14 protein-coding genes are annotated in these 20661 nt (G+C 39.8%); 7 read left to right on the top strand and 7 right to left on the bottom strand.

Annotated features, from left to right (window positions below):
- The 3 genes from P4S61_RS12025 (at position 1) to P4S61_RS12015 (ending at position 3774) form a co-directional block, all read left to right on the top strand.
- On the top strand, positions 1-570 hold the full coding sequence (locus P4S61_RS12025; protein WP_145235307.1) for a sigma-70 family RNA polymerase sigma factor: 570 nt from the start codon (positions 1-3) through the stop codon (positions 568-570).
- 8 nt (positions 571-578) lie between these two features.
- Entirely contained in the window at positions 579-2120 is a 1542-nt protein-coding gene (locus tag P4S61_RS12020) for a serine/threonine-protein kinase (protein ID WP_337118328.1), read from the top strand.
- A 142-nt stretch (positions 2121-2262) separates the two neighbouring features.
- Positions 2263-3774: a hypothetical protein gene (locus tag P4S61_RS12015; protein WP_337118327.1), complete on the top strand. Its 1512-nt coding sequence runs from the start codon at positions 2263-2265 to the stop codon at positions 3772-3774.
- Positions 3775-3854: 80 nt separating this feature from the next.
- Here P4S61_RS12015 and P4S61_RS12010 read toward each other — a convergent pair whose 3' ends face one another.
- The 3 genes from P4S61_RS12010 to P4S61_RS12000 all read right to left on the bottom strand — a co-directional run bounded on the left by P4S61_RS12010 (position 3855) and on the right by P4S61_RS12000 (position 8730).
- Positions 3855-5207, bottom strand: coding sequence for a PQQ-binding-like beta-propeller repeat protein (locus P4S61_RS12010; RefSeq protein WP_337118326.1), 1353 nt, complete (start codon positions 5205-5207; stop codon positions 3855-3857).
- Between the two features lie 148 nt (positions 5208-5355).
- A complete protein-coding gene (locus P4S61_RS12005; protein ID WP_337118325.1) occupies positions 5356-5625 on the bottom strand; it encodes a hypothetical protein in 270 nt (89 codons plus the stop codon).
- A 207-nt stretch (positions 5626-5832) separates the two neighbouring features.
- A complete protein-coding gene (locus P4S61_RS12000; RefSeq protein ID WP_337118324.1) occupies positions 5833-8730 on the bottom strand; it encodes a PKD domain-containing protein in 2898 nt (965 codons plus the stop codon).
- 229 nt (positions 8731-8959) lie between these two features.
- Between P4S61_RS12000 and purU the strand changes: the two genes are divergently transcribed.
- Positions 8960-9790: a formyltetrahydrofolate deformylase gene (gene purU / locus P4S61_RS11995; protein WP_145235297.1), complete on the top strand. Its 831-nt coding sequence runs from the start codon at positions 8960-8962 to the stop codon at positions 9788-9790.
- 75 nt (positions 9791-9865) lie between these two features.
- Here the strand turns inward: purU and P4S61_RS11990 are convergent, their stop codons facing one another.
- Positions 9866-10519: a response regulator transcription factor gene (locus P4S61_RS11990; protein ID WP_145235295.1), complete on the bottom strand. Its 654-nt coding sequence runs from the start codon at positions 10517-10519 to the stop codon at positions 9866-9868.
- Positions 10520-10616: 97 nt separating this feature from the next.
- Entirely contained in the window at positions 10617-12557 is a 1941-nt protein-coding gene (gene acs / locus P4S61_RS11985) for an acetate--CoA ligase (protein ID WP_337118323.1), read from the bottom strand.
- A gap of 307 nt (positions 12558-12864) precedes the next feature.
- Between acs and P4S61_RS11980 the strand changes: the two genes are divergently transcribed.
- Both P4S61_RS11980 and P4S61_RS11975 read left to right on the top strand, forming a co-directional pair.
- Entirely contained in the window at positions 12865-14028 is a 1164-nt protein-coding gene (locus P4S61_RS11980; protein WP_145235291.1) for a DcaP family trimeric outer membrane transporter, read from the top strand.
- A 157-nt stretch (positions 14029-14185) separates the two neighbouring features.
- Positions 14186-16306: a TonB-dependent siderophore receptor gene (locus P4S61_RS11975; protein ID WP_337118322.1), complete on the top strand. Its 2121-nt coding sequence runs from the start codon at positions 14186-14188 to the stop codon at positions 16304-16306.
- 97 nt (positions 16307-16403) lie between these two features.
- Here P4S61_RS11975 and recA read toward each other — a convergent pair whose 3' ends face one another.
- Together recA and P4S61_RS11965 are read right to left on the bottom strand one after the other, a co-directional pair.
- On the bottom strand, positions 16404-17450 hold the full coding sequence (gene recA, locus P4S61_RS11970; protein ID WP_145235287.1) for a recombinase RecA: 1047 nt from the start codon (positions 17448-17450) through the stop codon (positions 16404-16406).
- A gap of 68 nt (positions 17451-17518) precedes the next feature.
- Positions 17519-18007, bottom strand: coding sequence for a CinA family protein (locus tag P4S61_RS11965; RefSeq protein ID WP_145235284.1), 489 nt, complete (start codon positions 18005-18007; stop codon positions 17519-17521).
- Between the two features lie 21 nt (positions 18008-18028).
- Between P4S61_RS11965 and mutS the strand changes: the two genes are divergently transcribed.
- Positions 18029-20599, top strand: coding sequence for a DNA mismatch repair protein MutS (gene mutS, locus P4S61_RS11960; RefSeq protein WP_337118321.1), 2571 nt, complete (start codon positions 18029-18031; stop codon positions 20597-20599).
- Positions 20600-20661 lie beyond the last annotated feature (62 nt).

Here is a 20661-nt window from a genome sequence, read left to right as displayed (position 1 = left end):
ATGCAGGCATCATTAGAAGATCTAATCAATGGCTGGCAAAATGGTTGCCCGCAAAGTGCTGATGAACTTAAAGCTCGGCTTTACTACCACCTGAAACAAGTTTGTCATGTACATTTAGAAGGTTACCGTAATGAAATCGATTCAACCTATGTATTGCAGCACTTACCGCATACTGGATCGCTACTACATCAGTCACTTATTGAATTAATCCCGCCTCAACAAAGCATTAATCACCAAACACAATTTAATACTTATTTAAGTGTATTTATCCGTAATATTTTACGCGATGAAATTCGCAAGTTTCAAACTCTCAAACGCACTCCTAACGCAGAAAAAATCCAGCAACAAAACGATCAACTAAAACACCAAGAGGATTTTTTAGCATTAGATAGCGCCCTAAATCATCTAGAAAAAAATCATCCGCAAAAAGCTCAAATATTCTCTCAACATTACTTTTTGGGCCTAGATACTAAAGTGCTAGCTAAACAATTCAAGGTCTCACTTGCTACTATTTATCGCGAATTAGATGCTGCTAAAGCGTTTATAAAAGTGCGTATTCAAACAAATTAAGATAATTAATGAATCAATTTAAAGACGCGCTTTCGTGTTTTGAACACTTACTTACACACCATGCCAACAACTTAACCTCAGGATTGCTGCAATTACAACTATCTGATGAACAATTCATCATTGAAGTGAAGCAATTAATAAATGCACATACAAGTAATGATCAAAGCTCATTGTTTAATGACTTATTACATGGCCAATTAAATTTACTTACTAATGATCATCAGCTTTTACAACTGCAAGGCGACGAAATAAGTCACTTTAGGTTAGAGCAATTAATTGGCTATGGGGGAATGGGTGCAGTTTACTTGGCGACTAGAAATGATGGCCAGTTAAATCAAAAGGTAGCGATTAAGTTATTTTATCCATCCATTGTACAATTACATGGACAAAAACATGTTTTACAAGAAGCGCAATATCTTGCCAAATTATCACATCCCAATATAGCTAGCATATTAGATGTCGGTAAATGCAGTATTGGCACTTACATCATCATTCAATATATAGCCGGTGATACATTAATTAACTACGCAAAAAACCTTTCGCAAAAAGCAAGGTTAGAGGTATTTCAAAAAGTATGTGATGCCGTTGAGTATGCTCACCAAAATAGGGTGATCCATGCAGATTTAAAGCCTTCAAATATCCTAGTAGATAACAATGGTGAACCTAAACTTGTTGATTTTGGGGTTGCGCGTTCCAGTTCCATGAATCATGAAATACCATTACATAACGCATATATAAAAGCGCTTAGTCACGAGTTTGCAAGCCCAGAGCAACTGGCTGGTGAAAGCTTAACAACCCAAGCTGATATCTATAGCCTCGGGCGTATTTTAGAAAAACTACTTATACAACCTATTAGTACAGAGCTTCAAGAAATCATCAATAAATCACTGGCGCCACTACCACAGCAACGCTTTGCATCAGCAGATACATTAAAACAAAATATCGCCGCTTATCTGGCGCATCGTCCATTACTTTGGTTTAAACACTCAAAAACATATATATTAGGTAAGTTTATAAGACGCTCCCCTCTTACTGCTGCTCTAATAACCTCAACTATCGCTTTTTTGGGTGTCGCCTGTATTAGCTTATTTCTTTATCAAGATGAACAAAAGCAAGCCGCAAAGCAACAGTATGAACTACTCAACTTTTATCAAAACTTACTAATTAGCAGCACACCGCTAGCGCCGCAAGGTGCAAAACTGTCGGTATCGGCCTTGTTACTTGCTGGTGTTGAACAAGTAATGCAGAGTCAATTAAGCCCAAAAAACCAACAAAGCGTACTCTTAACCGTTGCCCAAAGCTTATACTTGCATGGAAATTTTACAGCAGCTTTAGATATATTGGCGTTGTGCGATAGTTCGATTGACATGCAAATATTAAAAATTAAAAGTTTAATTAAATTAAATCAACAACAAAAAGCACGAATTCTTTGGCAAAAACTATCGCAGCAAAACCCTCAAAACAGCAACATTAAATTGCTTGGTTGGCTTACTAAAGATAGCTATTTAGCTGGTGACATAAAGCAGAATCAAAATAGCTTTTCAAAATAGCGATGCATCCGAACTAAAACTGGAATTATTAATACATATTTTTACTCATCGTGATAATCACCCTATACTCAGCCGTCAATTAATTCTCGAGAATGAAAATACGACAGCAACGTCTGCCTCGCAAAAAGCATGGCAATCGTTAATGAAAAGCAGCCTACTGATAGAAGATAATCAAATAGACCAAGCAATTAAGTTACTAGACTCAACATTAAAAAATGCTGCGAATAACTACCACCCACTACATTGTGAGCTCGCAAAATTAAACCATTTTGCGGCAAATTTATATGCTCAAGCAGGTGCACAACTTGCGCAAGAACAAGCCCTGAATAAAGCCATGTTTATCTATCAACAGCTACTCCCAAACTTTGAACATGAACTTAGTACTGTACTATATGAGCAATATCAATATTACCTAAAAGAACGTGATTATTTGCAAGCAAATAACTTTTTAAATAAACAGCTACTACATTGTTCGACAAGTGATCAAAAATGCATGAAGGGGCGTTATGAAAGTACCATGCTAGGTTTAAGTTTGCGTAAGTACTCACAAACCTTAAAGAATGCAGAGCTATGGCTTGCCAATAATACACAACAATCAAGCCAATTTTACGATATCACCTTAGCAAAATACACGGCGCTATATGAACAAAACACACTGGATAAAACAGCATTATTTGATATTGATATAACGCAACTAAGCAAGCAACAACAAGTTCAATGGTTAGAGCTTGTGATAAAAACAAATATGTTTAATGCGTTAACTTCACAGCAAATGCAACAGCTCATTGATTCTGCTAAATCAAACTCTTCCCTTGCATTTGAGTTAATAGCGGCTATTAATAAGCTCGACAATAATCCACATACTCAGTGGTTAGCACAACTCGAAAAACAAAACCATAAACCACACTCCACAAAGAACCAATTTAGCCCTGCCAGAGATATCAACGCGATAATTGCAACAAAACGAGTTAGCTCAATCACGGCCCCTAAAAATGCAAGCCAACTAAAAATAGGCTCTGAATATACACTTGAATGGGATAGCAAACGATTAATTGGCACGACCATAAGTATATTAGTCAATCATACCGTTAGTTATAAAGTTAACAGCTTTGATGACTTTAATAACCTTAAACAAATTGATTGGCATCCAGCGGCAACTAATATAAAAAACACAGGAACAGCTCAAATTGACCCCTATCACTTTATGGCCAATGGCACTAATCGCTTTAAACTGATGCTCGTCAGCGATTTAGGTTATTGGAGCCTATCTGATGGATTATTTAGTATTGCTTCAGGTAAAACCGTTGATAACGGTTTAGAACACTTTTTACAACAAGGCAAATTAGTTTCAGCAGTTATCACGCCTAAAGCCCTTGATACTTACCCAGTTGGCCAACAAAAAACGATAACCTGGAACGCTAACAAACTCATCGGACAAACTGTTGCTATGTATGTTCTGCATGATGACTCTCGCGGAATTGGCGATAAGCAACAAGTGGATTTAAATATAGTCAACAATAGACGCTGGTATCAGTTTGCTGAAGAACTGCCAAATACAGGAGAGTTTAAGTTAGACCCTGCACTCTTTAATGGCCGAGGTAATAATTATAAAATTTTAATCGTCTCTGATCTCAGGTTACTGGAGTGTTTCTGATAAACGGTTCTCAGTGGTAAACCCATTGTAATTTGGGTTAAAGCAGTCGCTCTAGTGTGCGACTGCTTTAATTAATTTTATTACTTAGCCACGCCACTATTTTGATTATCCTGGTGAATTTTAGACCAAGTATTAGGCATTAAACCTGTGCTGTCGGTTTGAATAGCCACAAGCTTACCTGTTGCACTTGCGGCCGATACATTACTTTCAGATAAAGTACCTATGTATAAAACCCCCTGACTATCGATAGCTGGAGAAGACCAAGTTACATTTGCTTTTAAATCATATTGCCATGCAAGCGTGCCATCTGGTTTATATGTATAAAGTAAATTACTTTCTGAAGAAAAGTACACATTACCATTATCGCCAATGGTAGGAGACACATAAACATCACCGGTAATTGCCACTTGCCATTTTATACTTTTATCATTGATATCGAGTGCGTAAAACTCACTATCATCATTATTTTTTGTACCAAAATAAATCGTACTACGCGACTCATCTATCGCTACCGATGAGCGAATGTATGGCGCCTCGAACACCTGCGGGTTTGGTAACTCAAACTGCCAACGAAGATCCAAATTATCATCAAAGCTGTATAAAACTCCGGCTTCAGACCCAAAGTAAATATTATTGTTAGAATCAATAGCTGGAGTAGAGTAAACCAAGTCACCTTCAAAGGTGTCTATATCTTTGAATTCGCCAACTAACTCATAACTATTTAAATCAAGCTTAAGTACGCGCCCTTCATCATAAAATACCAATTCTCCATTGTGATTTACCGCTCCATTTACAAATCGGTCTTGTCGCTCTGCACAGTTACATAAACGCTCAAACAAGCTCTCACCCGTTTGCGCATTAAAAGCGCGGATATCTAAACCGGTATATATAACTTGGCCTTCAAAAGCCGCAACCTTGGTTAAACCAGAACCTGTTTGAAAGCCATAATCAGATACGCGTTGACGCCACATTTGCTCGCCGCTACTATTTAGAGCTACTAAATCGCGATATGCTTTTTCAAACTCACCTACTCGCTTATCAACAGTGAAATAAATATTTTCATTATGTACAACAGGGCTTGAACGCACTTCTTCACCATTAGGCAAAGTGTAACGCCACTTTTCACTGCCATTGCGGTTATAAGCTACCATCAAATCACTGCCTGCGGGGTCATTGCGTACATTCTTAGCTGTGCCTATATAAATTGTTTGCTCATCAGCACTAAGTGCCGGTGACGAGTAATAAGCAAAGCTTGTTGTTGGTAATAATTTTTCCCACACTAAGCGCGACGCTTCTACTTTATCTGGCTGTTTATCTGCATCAGATTTTGTAGTTTGTGAGTCATCGCTACCACCTCCACAAGCAGATAGAAGAAGACTGAACGTGAATAAAATTGATGTTTTAACTTTAGGTGATTCAAACTGTAACTTCATGTAATTCCTTAGATAGTTATTATTTATAGCTAAATAAATTTTACGAAGAAATCACAACAATGACAGACACGAATAGCAGTTAAATTTTTCTCATAAATTTAAAATATTTTTATCTGTCTTAATGGCGTTACTAAATCGTTGAGACGAATTACTTATTCTTAGCGTCTGGTATTGCCTCTACAGGCACGCAACTATTAGGATCTAGCTCAAAGCCCTCGTGCAATGCATTTTGCATTTTAGCTAAAAACGCTTTACTTAAAGGCTCACGTGCCGTGATTGAATGATATTCAACCTCTCCTTTATGTGTACATTTATAAGGATATACATACTGATTTTTATCAATCTCTGCAGATGGGTCACTCATCGCGCACCCTGGTAAAACACCAACCGTCAAACAACAAAAAATTAAACGAGCCACAATCACCTCCATACAACACCATAACAGCGGGTTTACCCCCGTTCTTTTAAGGGTTTACCCCGCGTCGGCCTTATAACCTAACATTTACACATTTTACGTGATATAAAATCTCTGCGACGGTAATTTTGCAGGCCACTAAAACGAATAAAAGCGCGATAAAAATTATCGCGCTTTATTTTTGTTAAAACTAAAAGATTGTAAGTGGAGTTAACGCTGTGCGCTTTCTCTTAATGCATTTGTGTTGTTAACAAAATCTTTTGCTTTTTGCTGATCAAATAAGAAATAGTTAAAATCTTTACTGCTATTTCCTACATCATTAGTAATAATAATATTAAACTCATCAGTCACTAACGATAAGTACATTGTATTTTGATCATCCGTGAAGCTAATCATGCCTGTGTCATCAACACTGTAATCAAGCTCTGTATTAATGGTTGTGAAACTTTCATCACTATAAATTGTGATTTTATCTTCATCAAACTTCAAATAACTAACCACCCACTGATCATCTCGATCTCGGTCGACCATATATATATCGCGCCCGATTAAATGTTCGACGTTACTTACTGGTTTATTGTCGGCAACAATACTCATGTATTCTTTGGCATCGTTTTCGCTAGTAAAATGCGGCCAAATATGCTCTTCAAAAGTAGCAATTACCACATTACTCGAGCCAATTAATAAACTATAATTAGCCCCATACATTAATGATGAACCATCGCGTAATATTAATTGATTATCAGAAAATATCTGGTAAGTCCCTGTTGATAGGTTGTTATCTTGATAATATTGAAATGAGTTATTGTCATCAAATTGAAAATAACCAAGCTCGCCTTCCACTTTATAATCATGATCTGTAAAATACAAACGCTTACCCAAGTAGTTATTAGGGCTAATTAGGCCAGTCAAAGAAACAGGGGGCTGATAGCCTATCTGTTGTAAAATTTCATCAGGTAGTGGAGACGAAATAGGCCGCTCAGTTGCTCGATTAAACTTGCGATTATCGAACGTTTTCTCTCTTGGTTCCTCACCTTGGCTATAGGTAAATTGATGCATGTTATTTACATAAATAGTATCTTCGATCTGTTCAATTAGCTTCCATTGCCGAGTATTCCACAACCAGCAATTAGGATCTTGCTCAACGTAGTAACAATCATCTCGTCCATTTAGGTTTCGCGTTATTGTAAGAATGTCATCATCAAGATGCCAGTTACCAGCATAAATTCGACTTTCAGCAACTGATAATTGCCCATCCTCATTGCTGTCGTACACACTCATCGAAATAGCTTTGCCATCAGGCCAAAGCTCAAACCAAAACTCATCTAAACTCTTACCATCAAAGTTGTAGCTATATATTCCAGGGATTGTTGCAATATTGAATGTCTCTGATTCGTCGATAATGCTGCCAGTACCTACACTCGCATTTTTAATTCCGTCAAATTCACTAAATACAGCAAACGTTGCAATATCACCATCACTTGTTAATTGCCTAAATAGTATTGTTTCATTATCGTAATCACTCAGTGTGATATGTAATGACTGTTTGTTATTATCTTCTATCATTCGCCAAGTAATAGGCGTATTTCCAAGCTCTGAAACAGCACCTGTTCCATCGTCATTTAACATTAACGTAATCGCACCAAGAGATACTTGATCAACGAAAATATGCGGTGCAGGCAATGCAATAGGGTTTTGAGTTTGCGCGAAGGTAAAATCAACTTGCTCATTTTGAGTGAATACTTTAAGGATAGACTCGTTAGTGAGTTGATAATTTTCTAACTCACCATCTGGGTACTCTACATTTTTATACTCAGTTTCTTTGACTAAAAAACCATTTTCAGTTGCCGCAATTAACTTTAGCTCTGCTTTATAAGTAGTAACCTCTTGGCGAACCCGCTTTGTTTCACCATCAATTTCAATATCAGCAGTAGTCTGATAAGCATAAAAACCTTCAGGATTATTTAAGGTATACACATCGTTTTGATATATCCAGTCGAAGCGACCATCATAATTTTGAAGAAGGTAACGACCAGTGCCGTCGTTATCTAATTCAATAACTTGATTAATAGATAAATTGCCACGATTATAGTAAAAAGTTTTAATGTTATTAGTCTTTGTAGACTGAACAACCTTCTCATCAGCTAGCATTTCTTCTTGGGCCTGGCTAAACTCGGGCGTTTGCTCCACTTTTTTAATATACTGAGTCATTTTTTCATTATCTAAAGCCAGCTCTAAAACATTATTTACTCCCTCGGGTAAAGCAAATAATTCATTGCTCGTTGATTTGTCCAAAATAACTTTTATAGTCGTAGCAACCTTAACGAGCTCATCAGCACTAATCTCATTCGACAAGCGTTTCAAGTCTTGCTCGCTTTTAATGTCTACGAATAAATTTTCTCGCGCCAAAAGCGCCGACTTTGCTGTGGTTAGATTAGTAATATTTACCGAAAAGTCTTCGTCATTAGTAAGTACAGCGTCATCGCCCGCTTTCGTTTTCAAGCTTGCAAAGCTCATTAGTCGTGACTGCAACAAAGCGGCTTGTTGTTGCTCTTTACCCTGTGCTTCAATTGTCACCAATTGACTCATATCAGCATCATCGTCAAGTGCTAACTCTAAGCTATAATAACCATCGCTATTTGTCGTTGTCGTGAACTCTTGCGATCCTATTTTGGCTTTTATAGCCGCGTCAATTAAGGGGGAATCTGTTGCTATGCCTTCCAGTGATAATTTAACCAGCTGCTGTTGAATATCAACTACAACATTTTTTTCACTCGTTAAACCTTCACTGTCTGTAACAGTTAAATTTAAAGATATTTTTTTATCTTCGCTAACACTTGGCGCAATAAAGCTAACAGTCCCTGTATTGGTGTTCTCTAATGCAACTGACAACCCTGCATTTTGGCTCCAAAGATAAGTAACGGGGCCTTCATCTTGCACTGTGGCACTGATTGAAATAGCTTGTTTTTCAACTACTGCTGTATCGCTTACGCTAATAACTGGTGCGGTATTTATAGGCTCATCAGGGTGATCAACAAAATCAGATTCACAGCCAGACAATAAAGCCAGCGAAATAGATGCCGCAAGCATTGATTTAATTAGATTCATAAAATTATCCCTTTCGTTGTTATATTTTGTCTACCTGACGATAATAAGATAATGAACAATAAATAACCCATAACGAAATCTGTATAATAATTTCTCACAAAATTAAAATATTTTTTTATTTTCCACTTATAGCAATTTAGGTAATACTGAATTTCTCAATAAAGCCCTTGCTATTGTGACAAATTAACAAATAATGGAGCCACTGTTCACGGGATTAGAATGAGGAAAAATGAACACGATACTAACCACGCAATGTGCCGATGATGTCGGCTTAATAGCGAAAATCACCGGACTTTGTCATCAGCATAATTTAAATATTACCCGCAATAATGAATTTGTAGATAAAGATGCTCAGCGCTTTTTTATGCGCACTGAACTAACGGGCCAACCAGATCCAGATTTTTTAAATCAATTACAAGCTTTGTTACCCGATGGCGCGCAATTAGCACTGCACACTGACGAGAAAACTAAAGTGGTGTTACTAGCGACTAAAGAAGCCCACTGCTTAGGGGGCGTATTGCTAAAGCAATTTGAGCAAGCACTGAATATTGAAGTATTGGCTGTGATTGCTAATTATCCTGACTTAGCGCCATTGGCGAAGGGCTTTGATGTGCCGTTTCATGTGGTCAGCCATGAAGGTCTATCACGCGCTGAACACGACCTGCAAGTGGGTGACTTAATTGCCAGCTACAATCCCGATATCATTGGCCTTGCCAAATATATGCGGATTTTAAGCCCTGAATTTGTAGGCCGCTTTGATGGTAAAATTATCAATATTCATCATTCATTTTTACCTGCTTTTATCGGTGCAAAACCATATCATCAGGCATTTGAACGAGGAGTTAAGATCATTGGTGCAACAGCGCATTTTGTTAATAATGAGCTCGATGAAGGGCCGATTATTATGCAAGACGTCACCCATGTAAACCACGCAAACACTGCCGAAATGATGGCTAAAATGGGCAAAGATGTAGAGAAAACAGTGTTTTGTAAGGCACTGCAATTAGCATCAGAACATAAGCTATTTATTAATGGTAATAGAACCGTCGTATTTAGCTAGGCTCTAGAAATAGAGTAGAATGAAGAGGCGCAACGCCTCTTTATTTTTATTATTATTGACACTTTTATACTGTACTTAATGTGTTTGCTCGATAGGTTCGAGTTGTAATTTTGCAGCTATCAACACCGCTTGCGTGCGGTTATACACTCCAAGCTTACGGAATATCGCGGTGATGTGCGCTTTGATCGTTGCTTCTGAAATATGTAGTTCATAAGCGATCTGTTTATTCAACAAACCTTCGTGCAAGTACTGCAGCACTTTATATTGCTGTGGGGTAAGGGAGGCTACTTGAGCGGCGATTTCTTTATCTTCATTGGTAACGCTCGCTACTTTGTCTTTAAGCTCAGGTGGTAGCCATACATCGCCATCGAGTATTTGATTAATTGCTCCGGCAATATCATCTGATGATGATGACTTAGGAATGAATCCCATTGCCCCGTAGCTCATAACTTTTGAAACAATATTGATATCTTCACTGCCAGAGACAACAGCAATTGGCAAGCTTGGATAATCTTCACGAATGCGAATTAGGCCATATAAATCGCCACTGCCGGGCATATGTAGGTCTAGTAGTAAGATATCTAAATCTTCTTGTTCACTAAGCACTTGCAATGTAGTTTCAAAATTTTCAGATTCAAAAACCTCTAAACCATCAAACTTTGCCGTTAATGCCCCTTTTAGTGCTTCGCGAAATAACGGGTGGTCATCCGCTATTAAAAACTGACTCATGGTTCACTCCTAATGAATTCGGCTGCCATCTATCAAATAGCTGACAGCCGATATACTACGTTTAGAATCAACTTCTAATCAAGTTTTTAACGCATATTTAACGATTTAATCGGTTCTCGATTAATTCATCAACCACACCAGGGTCTGCAAGTGTTGAGGTATCACCTAATTGCTCGTGCTCATTTGCAGCGATCTTACGTAAAATACGACGCATGATCTTACCTGAGCGGGTTTTAGGTAAACCTGGTGACCATTGGATCATATCTGGCGATGCAATTGGGCTAAGCTCTTTACGAACCCAATTACGTACCTCTTTGGTTAATACGTCACTGACCGTTACACCCTCGTTTGGCGTTAGGTAAACATAAATACCTTGGCCTTTAATATCGTGCGGGTAACCTACTACAGCAGCTTCGGCAACCGCAGGGTGAGCAACCAGTGCACTCTCAATCTCGGCAGTACCTAAGCGATGTCCTGATACGTTTAATACATCATCAACACGGCCGGTGATCCAGTAATAGCCATCTTCATCGCGACGACAACCATCACCGGTAAAATAAACACCTGGGTAAGCTGAGAAGTAAGTTTGTTCAAAACGCTCATGGTCGCCGTAAACTGTACGTGCCTGAGAAGGCCAGCTATCAAGAATAACAAGGTTACCGTCAACTGCGCCTTCAAGTGTATTACCTTCTGCATCAAATAATGCCGGCGCAATACCAAAGAATGGCCGCGTTGCAGAACCTGGTTTCATATCAGTCGCGCCTGGTAAAGGTGTGATCATGATGCCACCCGTTTCGGTTTGCCACCATGTATCTACAATTGGGCAATTACTCTTACCAATGCTTTCGTAATACCAAGTCCACGCTTCTGGGTTAATTGGTTCACCAACCGAGCCTAGCACTCGTAAGCTATCACGGTGTGAAGTCGCAGTTGGCTCATCGCCTTTCGCCATCAATGCACGAATTGCTGTAGGTGCGGTATATAAAATAGTTACCTTGTGCTTATCAACCACTTCACCCATACGTCCTGCGGTTGGGTAAGTGGGTACACCTTCAAATAAGACTTGCGTACAACCATTAACTAATGGGCCGTAAGCAATGTAACTGTGACCTGTGATCCAGCCCACATCGGCGCTACACCAAAAGATATCATCTTCTTTTAGATCAAACACATATTCGTGAGTCATCGATGCATATACTAAATAACCACCAGTCGTATGAACCACCCCTTTAGGCTGACCTGTTGAACCTGAAGTGTAAAGAATAAAGAGTGGATCTTCTGCATTCATCGGCTCTGGTGCACAGTCTGGGGCTTGATCAGCAACTAAATCATGCCACCATACATCATGTTCATGCCATTGTACCTCGCCACCCGTTAACTGATGTACAACAACGTGTTCGATGGTAGTGACCGACTGTTGTGCAACGGCTTCATCAACATTTGCTTTAAGCGGCACTGTATTGCCTGCACGACGCCCTTCATCAGAAGTAATAACAATTTTAGCACCAGAATCTTTAATACGATCAGCAATTGCTGATGGTGAGAAACCACCAAAGACTACCGAGTGAATTGCACCTAAACGCGCACATGCTTGCATTGCATAAACAGCTTGCGGTGACATAGGCATGTAAATAGCAATACGATCGCCTTTTTTAACACCGAGTTTTTTCAAACCATTGGCAAATTTTGCCACTTCGTCATGCAGCTGTTGATAAGAAATATGTTCACTTTGCGATGGATCGTCGCCTTCCCAGATCAATGCCGTTTTATCTGCTTTAGTTGCCAGATGGCGGTCAATACAGTTATACGAAGCATTAAGTTCGCCATCTTCATACCATTTAATACTGATATGGCCTTTATCAAAAGAGGTATTTTTTACTTTAGTAAAAGGTGTTGACCAATCGAGACGTTTACCGTGCTCTGCCCAAAAACCTTCTGGATCATCAATAGATTGCTTGTAAAGTGTATTATATTTATCGTTATCAACTAAGGCTGCATTCTTGATATGTGCAGGAACTGGATAGATACTTTGTGACATAGTCGTCTCCATTTTAATTACTTGCCTAAGGCCTATCTTAAGGATCACCCAGCATAGCGGGCGAAAGTATTAGACCTTAGTTGTATTATCTTTGATTTATTTCACTGAACGCTCTAATTGTTTTAAAATTTCATCATTTTACGCTATTAATACAAAATGTTAATGATATGTTTAAACTAGGGTAGCAAGCTTGCCACCTTAGTCTAATAGACCAATAGGTAATTGAGTAAAAAGCATACTTAATCAAAAGTGGTATCACAACACAAGTATCATGATGCAACAAGCAGCCCCGAATAGGACTTTGACTATGACAACAAAATCAACAGTATTAAAAACACTTACTGCCACTGCCGTATTGTGCGCGCTCTCAGCTACAGCACAAGCCGCAACCATTGGTGGCACTGATGTTACTTATGGTGGTTATATAAAACTCGATGCAATGTGGAGTGATTATTCAGCTGGCGCGCCTGCAGGAACAAATGTAGGGCGTGACTTTTATGTACCAAGTACATTAACAGTCGGTGCCGACAACAACTCTGATGCTGTATTTGATATGCACGCACGTCAGTCTCGTTTTAATTTTGGCACATCAACACTCCTAGACAACGGCAAAACCATAAGTAGTAAAATCGAAATAGACTTTTTAGCATCTGCTGCTGGCGGTAATGAGCGCGTATCTAACTCATACGCGCCACGTATTCGCCACGCATTTATTTCTTACGACGGCTGGTTGTTTGGTCAAACATGGTCAAACTTCCAAAATGTTGGTGCACTGCCTGAAACTCTTGATTTTGTAGGTCCAGCTGAAGGCACGGTATTTGTTCGCCAAGCACAAGTTAAATACACAACTGGCGCATGGTCTTTCTCGCTAGAAAACCCTGAAAGTACAATTACAACTTCAAATGGTATGGCTGTAACCGATGATGCATCATTACCGGATTTCACAGCACGTTACACACATACTGCTGATTGGGGTAACTTAGTGGTTGCAGCGCTTGCTCGTCAACTTACTTATAAAGTGGGCGGCCTTGACGCTGATGAAACATCAATTGGCATTAGTGCATCAGGTATGTTTAAAGTTGGCCAAGACAACGTTAAATTTATGCTTACCCAAGGTAAAGGCTTAGGTCGTTACGTTGGCTTAAATGTTGCGCATGGTGCAGTGCTTAATGGTGATGAGCTAGATGCAATTGACTCTACATCAGGGTTTATTGCTTACCAGCACAATTGGAATAACCAATGGCGCTCAACATTCCTTTACTCGTTCTTCTCAGCAGACAATAACACTGATTTGCTTACGATTACCGGTGACCCAACTGAATCTAGCCAAAGCTATAGCGCTAATATTTTATACTCACCAGTTAAACGTTTAACGTTTGGTGCTGAGTTAAAGCATGCAGAACGCGAAACAGAAAGTGGCGTTGATGGTGATTTAGATCGCCTGCAGTTCTCAGTTAAATACGCGTTCTAAGCTAAAACTAAAATTATATTACTTCCTTAAGCGGCTTTGGCCGCTTTTTTATTACTCCAAAATCAAACTCTTTATCGAATAAAACACAACAATGCAATTGCAAATCGTTGGCATTTAGATTAAATTGCGTACTTCTTTTTAATTTATGGGATGTCACATGTCTGCCCCGCAGTTTTTACGTTTATCTAAATTAGCAGCTTTTACTTCGCTAGCTATAAGTGGTGTTGTTCACGCAACCGAAGAAAATAACAATCATGAATCCCTTGAAAAAATAGCTGTGTATGGACAACACCATAAAAATTACATTACGGAAGATGCGCAGTCAGCAACCAAATTGGGCTTAACAATTAAAGAAACACCGCAGTCGATCTCTGTTATATCGCGCGCCTTAATGGACGACTTCTCTCTCGATGATATTAATGCCGTACTAGAAAGCACGCCAGGCGTAACTGTTGAACAAATAGAAACAGATCGCACATATTTTAAAGCCCGTGGTTTTGAAATTACTAACTTTCAAGTAAATGGCATGGGTACCCCGCAAGATAACGGCTCGATTCAAGGTACACTTGATACCTCTATTTTTGAAAGCGTAGAAGTTGTTCGCGGCGCAAATGGTTTGATGACTGGTGCAGGTAACCCGTCAGCTACCGTTAACATGGTACTTAAAAAGCCAACTTATCAAACAAAAGTAAGCGCTTCTGCATCGTTTGGTTCATGGAGTAACAAACGCTTGGAACTCGACGCCTCAACGGCGTTAACTGAAAATCAGGCCGTACGTGTTGCGTTTACAAAACAAAAAACAGATTCATACCTAGATCGCAACGAACAAGACAAAACCATTTATTACCTTGCCTATGAAGGCCAGCTTACCAACAGTACGACTTTATCGGTAAACTATGTCAATCAACAAAAAGATGCCGACAGCCCGCTTTGGGGAGCATTACCGCTTTATTATAGCGATGGTAGTGCAACAAATTTTGATGTATCGACAAGTACAGCGTCAGATTGGTCATATTGGAATAACTCTACTGAGCAACTTTTCGTCTCAGTTGAACAAAACATTACTAATATTTGGTTTTTAAAAGCAAATTACGCGCATTTAGTAAATGAGCAAGATTCTGAGCTATTTTACGTTTTTGGTACTCCCGATCGTGAAACCGGCCTTGGCTTAACGGGTTATGCAAGTGAGTATGACCATAAAGACAAGCACGACATTTTTGATTTATACGTTGCGGGTAAGTTCGATTTATTCGGCATGGCGCATGATTTATCATTTGGTGTAAACCAGGCTGATATGGATAATTATGATAAGTCACTTTATGACAACACGACAGGCAATGGTTATCCTCCAATGCCAGAGCTTGGTGGCTGGGATGGCGCAGCGCCAGTGGCAACGCTTACGGATGGTTTGACCGGTGGTGATGTTACTAACAGACAACGTTCTGCTTATATTTCTACGCGTATTCGTGCTACCGACTCACTCAGCTTTTTAGCCGGTGTTAGCCAAGTTAACTGGCAATCTAAAGGTATGTCGTATGGTGTTGCCAAAGATAAAAAAGCGGATAAAACCATTCCTTATTTTGGCACTGTGTACGATATTAACGACGATCTAGCAGCGTATGCCAGCTACACAGAAACATTTGTGCCGCAAACTGAGCGTGAGATCAATGGTGATTACCTCGATCCAATCACAGGTAAAAGCAGTGAAATAGGCGTAAAAGCACAGTTATTAGACAGTAACCTGTTTGTTACCCTTGCTTATTTTGATGCTAAGCAAGTTGGCCTTGCGGTTGCAATTCCAGGCTCAAAACCTGATGACACCCGTTACTATGGTGCTGATGGTATTAACAGTGATGGTTTTGAAGTGGAGCTTAGCGGTAAAATTACTGAAACCCTCAGTACTAGTTTTAGTTATAGCACCATCAATATTGATGGTGATGAGCTTGTTAAGAATTACACCCCTAAAAACCAGTATAAACTTGCCATCACTCATAAAGTGACTGAGATTAAAGGGCTAACATTTGGCTTAAATTACCGCTGGCAAGATGACACTAAACGCATTCAGCCAATTACAGCACTGGGTGTTACTCCAGTTACCAAACAAGATGCATTCGGTATCTTAAACCTTATGACTACTTACGATATTACGGATAATGTCGGTTTGTCGTTCAATATTAATAATGTAACCAATGAAAAATACATCCACAGCCTGTATTGGGAGCAAGGCTACTATGGTGCACCACGTAACTTCACTGTCTCAGTGAATTGGCAGTTATAACTCGCTAACAAAAATACAAATACAAAAAAGCCGCTAAATATTATTTAGCGGCTTTTTTAATGTTAAGTGCGGGTCAAATCGCGCTTATTAAATACTTTTAAAGCTCAGCATCATCTGCTAACACTGTATCTTCAACATCGTCAGGCTTAATTGTTGCTTTTAATAGCAACATATCACGTAACTTACCTTCAATCTCGTTAGAAATCTCAGGGTTCTCTTTCAAGAACTTAATTGAGTTTGATTTACCTTGACCAACTTTACTACCATTGTAGCTATACCAAGCACCTGCTTTTTCAACCAGCTTATGCTTAACACCTAAGTCAATTAACTCGCCATGCTTAGAGATGCCTTCACCATACATGATGATAAATTCAGCTTGCTTAAACGGAGGAGCAACTTTGTTTTTCACCACTTTAACGCGGGTTTCGTTACCCACCACTTCGTCGCCCTCTTTAACAGAACCGATACGACGAATATCTAAACGTACTGACGCGTAGAATTTAAGTGCGTTACCACCAGTAGTGGTTTCAGGGTTACCAAACATAACACCAATTTTCATACGGATTTGGTTAATGAAAATACATAAAGTGTTTGAACGTTTGATATTACCAGTTAGCTTACGTAATGCTTGTGACATTAAACGTGCTTGTAGGCCCATGTGTGAATCACCCATGTCGCCTTCAATTTCAGCTTTCGGTGTTAATGCCGCAACCGAATCGACAACAACCACATCAACAGCGCTTGAGCGTACTAACATGTCACAAATTTCAAGTGCTTGTTCGCCTGTATCAGGTTGTGAAACTAATAACTCATCAATATTTACACCCAATTTTTGGGCATAAATTGGATCAAGTGCATGCTCAGCATCAACGAAAGCACAGGTTTTACCTTCTTTTTGTGCTTCAGCAATAACTTGTAATGTTAGCGTTGTTTTACCTGATGATTCAGGGCCATAAATCTCAACAATACGCCCCATAGGTAAACCACCTATGCCTAATGCGATATCAATGCCCAGAGAGCCTGTTGATATAGCATCAATATCTAACGCTTTATTGTCACCCAATTTCATTATTGAGCCTTTACCAAATTGACGTTCAATTTGAGATAAAGCAGCGTCCAACGCTTTTTGTTTGTTATCGTTCATTTTACTCTCCAAATCCGGCTAATGCAGACAAGTATACTGTATGAAATCACAGTATCAAGCTAATTTTATTAATTTATCTTTTCTATAATGGTTTTTAATGAGTAAACAATAGCTTGCAACCTAACTTGCGCTCTATCGCCTGCGAATATCTGTTGGCTCGGATACTGTTTCTCGCCAATTTGAATACAAAACCATACTAAACCTACTGGTTTTTCTGTACTGCCACCACCTGGACCTGCAATCCCCGATACTGCAACCGAAATATCTGCCCCTGCGGCCTTACACGCACCCGCGGCCATTTGCAAAACAGTTTGCTCACTCACTGCGCCGTATAAAGTTAAGGTTTGCTCTGTAACCCCTAGTAAATCCTGCTTAGCTTGATTACTGTATGTTACAAATGCACGGTCAATATAAGCCGAGCTGCCAGGGGTATCTGTTAACGCATAACTCACTCCACCACCAGTACATGATTCAGCACTAGTGATCCATAAGCGTTTATCCGTTAAAATAGCGCCTAACTGCGCAGCAAGTGTTTTAATCTCTTGATGTAATTCCATATTCAGCCTTTGGGTAAATACATGTCGTTCGATCTTTATGCACCGCACAATATAAGTCAACAAACTCCGATGATGCAGCAGTATCTAAAAATAAAATCTGAGCATCGTGATATTTTACTGTTTTATCGCATGGGCGATTTTTACGAGCTATTTTTTGATGATGCAAAACGTGCAGCACAACTGCTTGATATTTCACAAACTCACCGTGGTAAAGCCGGCGGCGATCCTATTCCTATGGCAGGCGTCCCTTATCATGCGGTAGAGAACTATTTAGCTCGTTTGGTACAAATGGGTGAATCCGTCGCTATTTGTGAGCAAATAGGCGACCCTGCAACCAGCAAAGGACCTGTTGAGCGCAAAGTTGTACGCATTGTTACCCCTGGCACCATTTCTGATGAAGCACTATTACAAGAGCGCCAAGATAATTTACTGACCAGCGTTTGGCAAAGTAAAAAAAGCGTGTATGGCATTGCTTACTTAGATATTAACTCAGGCCGTTTTAATATTGTTGAAGTAAATACTGAAGAAGCATTTAGTTCAACTTTACAACGCTTAGCACCAGCAGAGTTACTCTATAGCGAAGACTTTGCCAACTTTCATTTGATTGAGCATATCAAAGGTATTCGCCGTCGTCCTGAATGGGAGTTTGACTTAGACACTGCACAACATTTGTTATGCGAGCAGTTTGGCACCAAAGATTTAGTCGGTTTTGGGGTTAATAAAGCAACTGCTGCATTAGTTGCCGCCGGTTGCCTTATGCAATATGTGAAAGACACGCAACGTATTGCTCTACCCCATATTCGCGCCATCACATTAGAACATAACGAACATGCAGTAATCTTAGATGCTGCCACCCGTAAAAATTTAGAGTTGACCGTTAACCTCTCTGGTGGCTTTGAAAACACCTTAGCACAAGTACTTGATAAAACAGCAACAGCGATGGGCTCACGGCTATTAAAGCGTCGTATTCATACACCAATACGTTCTAAACCTGAGCTTAACGCTCGCCTTAATGCGATTAGTGCCATTATCGATGTACAGCTGTGTGGTGAGCTACATGAGTCGTTAAAACAAATAGGTGATATTGAGCGTGTTATTGCTCGTTTAGCATTGTGGACCGCTCGTCCGCGCGATTTAACCCGTCTGCGTAGCGCACTACAAGCCCTAGCTCCACTGCACGAGCTATTAACCGATGCCAGCGATCCTCGCATTAGTCAGATCATCGCGCAATCTCCTGAATTACCTGATTTACAGCAATTACTTGAGCAAGCAGTGATTGAAAACCCACCGGTACTTATTCGTGATGGTGGCGTAATTGCACCGGGTTACAACCGTGAACTCGATGAATGGCGTTCACTCAGCCAAGGTGCTACCGACATTCTTGAACAACTCGAACAGCGCGAGCGTGAACGCACCGGTATTAGCACCCTTAAAATCGGTTATAACCGTGTGCATGGCTTTTTTATTGAAGTAAGTCGTGCCAACGCACATTTAGTGCCCGCTGATTATATTCGTCGCCAAACGCTTAAAAATAACGAACGTTATATAATTCCAGAGCTTAAAGAGCATGAAGATAAAGTGTTAGGTAGCCAATCAAAAGCTCTGGCGCTTGAAAAGCAACTTTACGAACAACTGTTTGAATTTATTGCCCCGCACATTGAACAGCTACAAATAATGGCGGCAGCACTGGCAGATTTAGATGTGCTAAATAACCTTGCCGAGCGTGCAATTGCATTGAACTATGCAAAACCGCTACTGTGCGATAACGATGACATTAGTATTAAGCAAGGTCGCCACCCAGTTGTTGAACAAGTAATGAAAGACCCTTTCATTGCCAATCCTGTAGAGCTTAATGCTCAGCGTAAAATGCTGATCATTACGGGACCAAATATGGGCGGTAAATCAACCTATATGCGCCAAACTGCACTGATTGTGTTAATGGCACACATTGGTAGCTTTGTGCCAGCAGACAGCGCTAAGATTGGTAATATCGACCGTATATTTACACGTATTGGCGCCAGTGATGACTTAGCATCAGGTCGCTCAACCTTCATGGTCGAAATGACCGAAACAGCCACTATTTTAAACAATGCTACCGCGCAGTCACTGGTGTTAATGGATGAAATTGGCCGAGGGACGAGTACCTACGATGGTCTATCATTAGCTTATGCAACAGCGGATCATTTAGCATCAAAAATATCCGCTAAAACTTTATTCGCAACCCATTATTTTGAACTTACCGAACTAGCCGAGCAACAAGCGGGACTGGTGAATGTTCACTTAGATGCGATAGAGCACAACGACACAATCGCCTTTATGCATACCGTACTTGATGGTGCCGCAAGTAAAAGTTTTGGCTTGCAAGTAGCGGCCTTAGCTGGGGTGCCAAAAGCAGTTATAAAGCAGGCAAAACAAAAGCTTAAAATGCTGGAGAATCATCAGCCAGTCACTGCTGATATCAATGCAGTACAGCCATCATTGTTTGCAGCTGAACCATCACAGGTAGAAGCACAACTCGCTGAGGTTGACCTAGATAACTTAAGCCCACGCCAAGCTCAAGATTTACTATATAAGCTAAAATCGCTGCTGTAGCATGCTTTAAGCACAAAAAAAGCTGAAGAGTTAGCTCTTCAGCTTTTAATAATTATTTTCTG

The organism is Pseudoalteromonas sp. B160, assembly GCF_037162485.1.
GTDB classification, from domain to species: domain Bacteria; phylum Pseudomonadota; class Gammaproteobacteria; order Enterobacterales; family Alteromonadaceae; genus Pseudoalteromonas; species Pseudoalteromonas rhizosphaerae.
The sequence above is the reverse complement of the archived record's forward strand: the minus strand, read 5'-3'. Positions and strand labels throughout refer to the sequence as shown.

What these genes read in the sequence shown, in the direction of transcription:
- P4S61_RS12025 (WP_145235307.1), top strand. Translation starts at nt 1, where the DNA reads ATGCAGGCATCATTAGAAGATCTAATCAATGGCTGGCAAAATGGTTGC.
- P4S61_RS12020 (WP_337118328.1), top strand. Translation starts at nt 579, where the DNA reads ATGAATCAATTTAAAGACGCGCTTTCGTGTTTTGAACACTTACTTACA.
- P4S61_RS12015 (WP_337118327.1), top strand. Translation starts at nt 2,263, where the DNA reads ATGAAAAGCAGCCTACTGATAGAAGATAATCAAATAGACCAAGCAATT.
- P4S61_RS12010 (WP_337118326.1), bottom strand. Translation starts at nt 5,207, where the DNA reads ATGAAGTTACAGTTTGAATCACCTAAAGTTAAAACATCAATTTTATTC.
- P4S61_RS12000 (WP_337118324.1), bottom strand. Translation starts at nt 8,730, where the DNA reads ATGAATCTAATTAAATCAATGCTTGCGGCATCTATTTCGCTGGCTTTA.
- purU (WP_145235297.1), top strand. Translation starts at nt 8,960, where the DNA reads ATGAACACGATACTAACCACGCAATGTGCCGATGATGTCGGCTTAATA.
- P4S61_RS11990 (WP_145235295.1), bottom strand. Translation starts at nt 10,519, where the DNA reads ATGAGTCAGTTTTTAATAGCGGATGACCACCCGTTATTTCGCGAAGCA.
- acs (WP_337118323.1), bottom strand. Translation starts at nt 12,557, where the DNA reads ATGTCACAAAGTATCTATCCAGTTCCTGCACATATCAAGAATGCAGCC.
- P4S61_RS11980 (WP_145235291.1), top strand. Translation starts at nt 12,865, where the DNA reads ATGACAACAAAATCAACAGTATTAAAAACACTTACTGCCACTGCCGTA.
- P4S61_RS11975 (WP_337118322.1), top strand. Translation starts at nt 14,186, where the DNA reads ATGTCTGCCCCGCAGTTTTTACGTTTATCTAAATTAGCAGCTTTTACT.
- recA (WP_145235287.1), bottom strand. Translation starts at nt 17,450, where the DNA reads ATGAACGATAACAAACAAAAAGCGTTGGACGCTGCTTTATCTCAAATT.
- P4S61_RS11965 (WP_145235284.1), bottom strand. Translation starts at nt 18,007, where the DNA reads ATGGAATTACATCAAGAGATTAAAACACTTGCTGCGCAGTTAGGCGCT.
- mutS (WP_337118321.1), top strand. Translation starts at nt 18,029, where the DNA reads ATGTCGTTCGATCTTTATGCACCGCACAATATAAGTCAACAAACTCCG.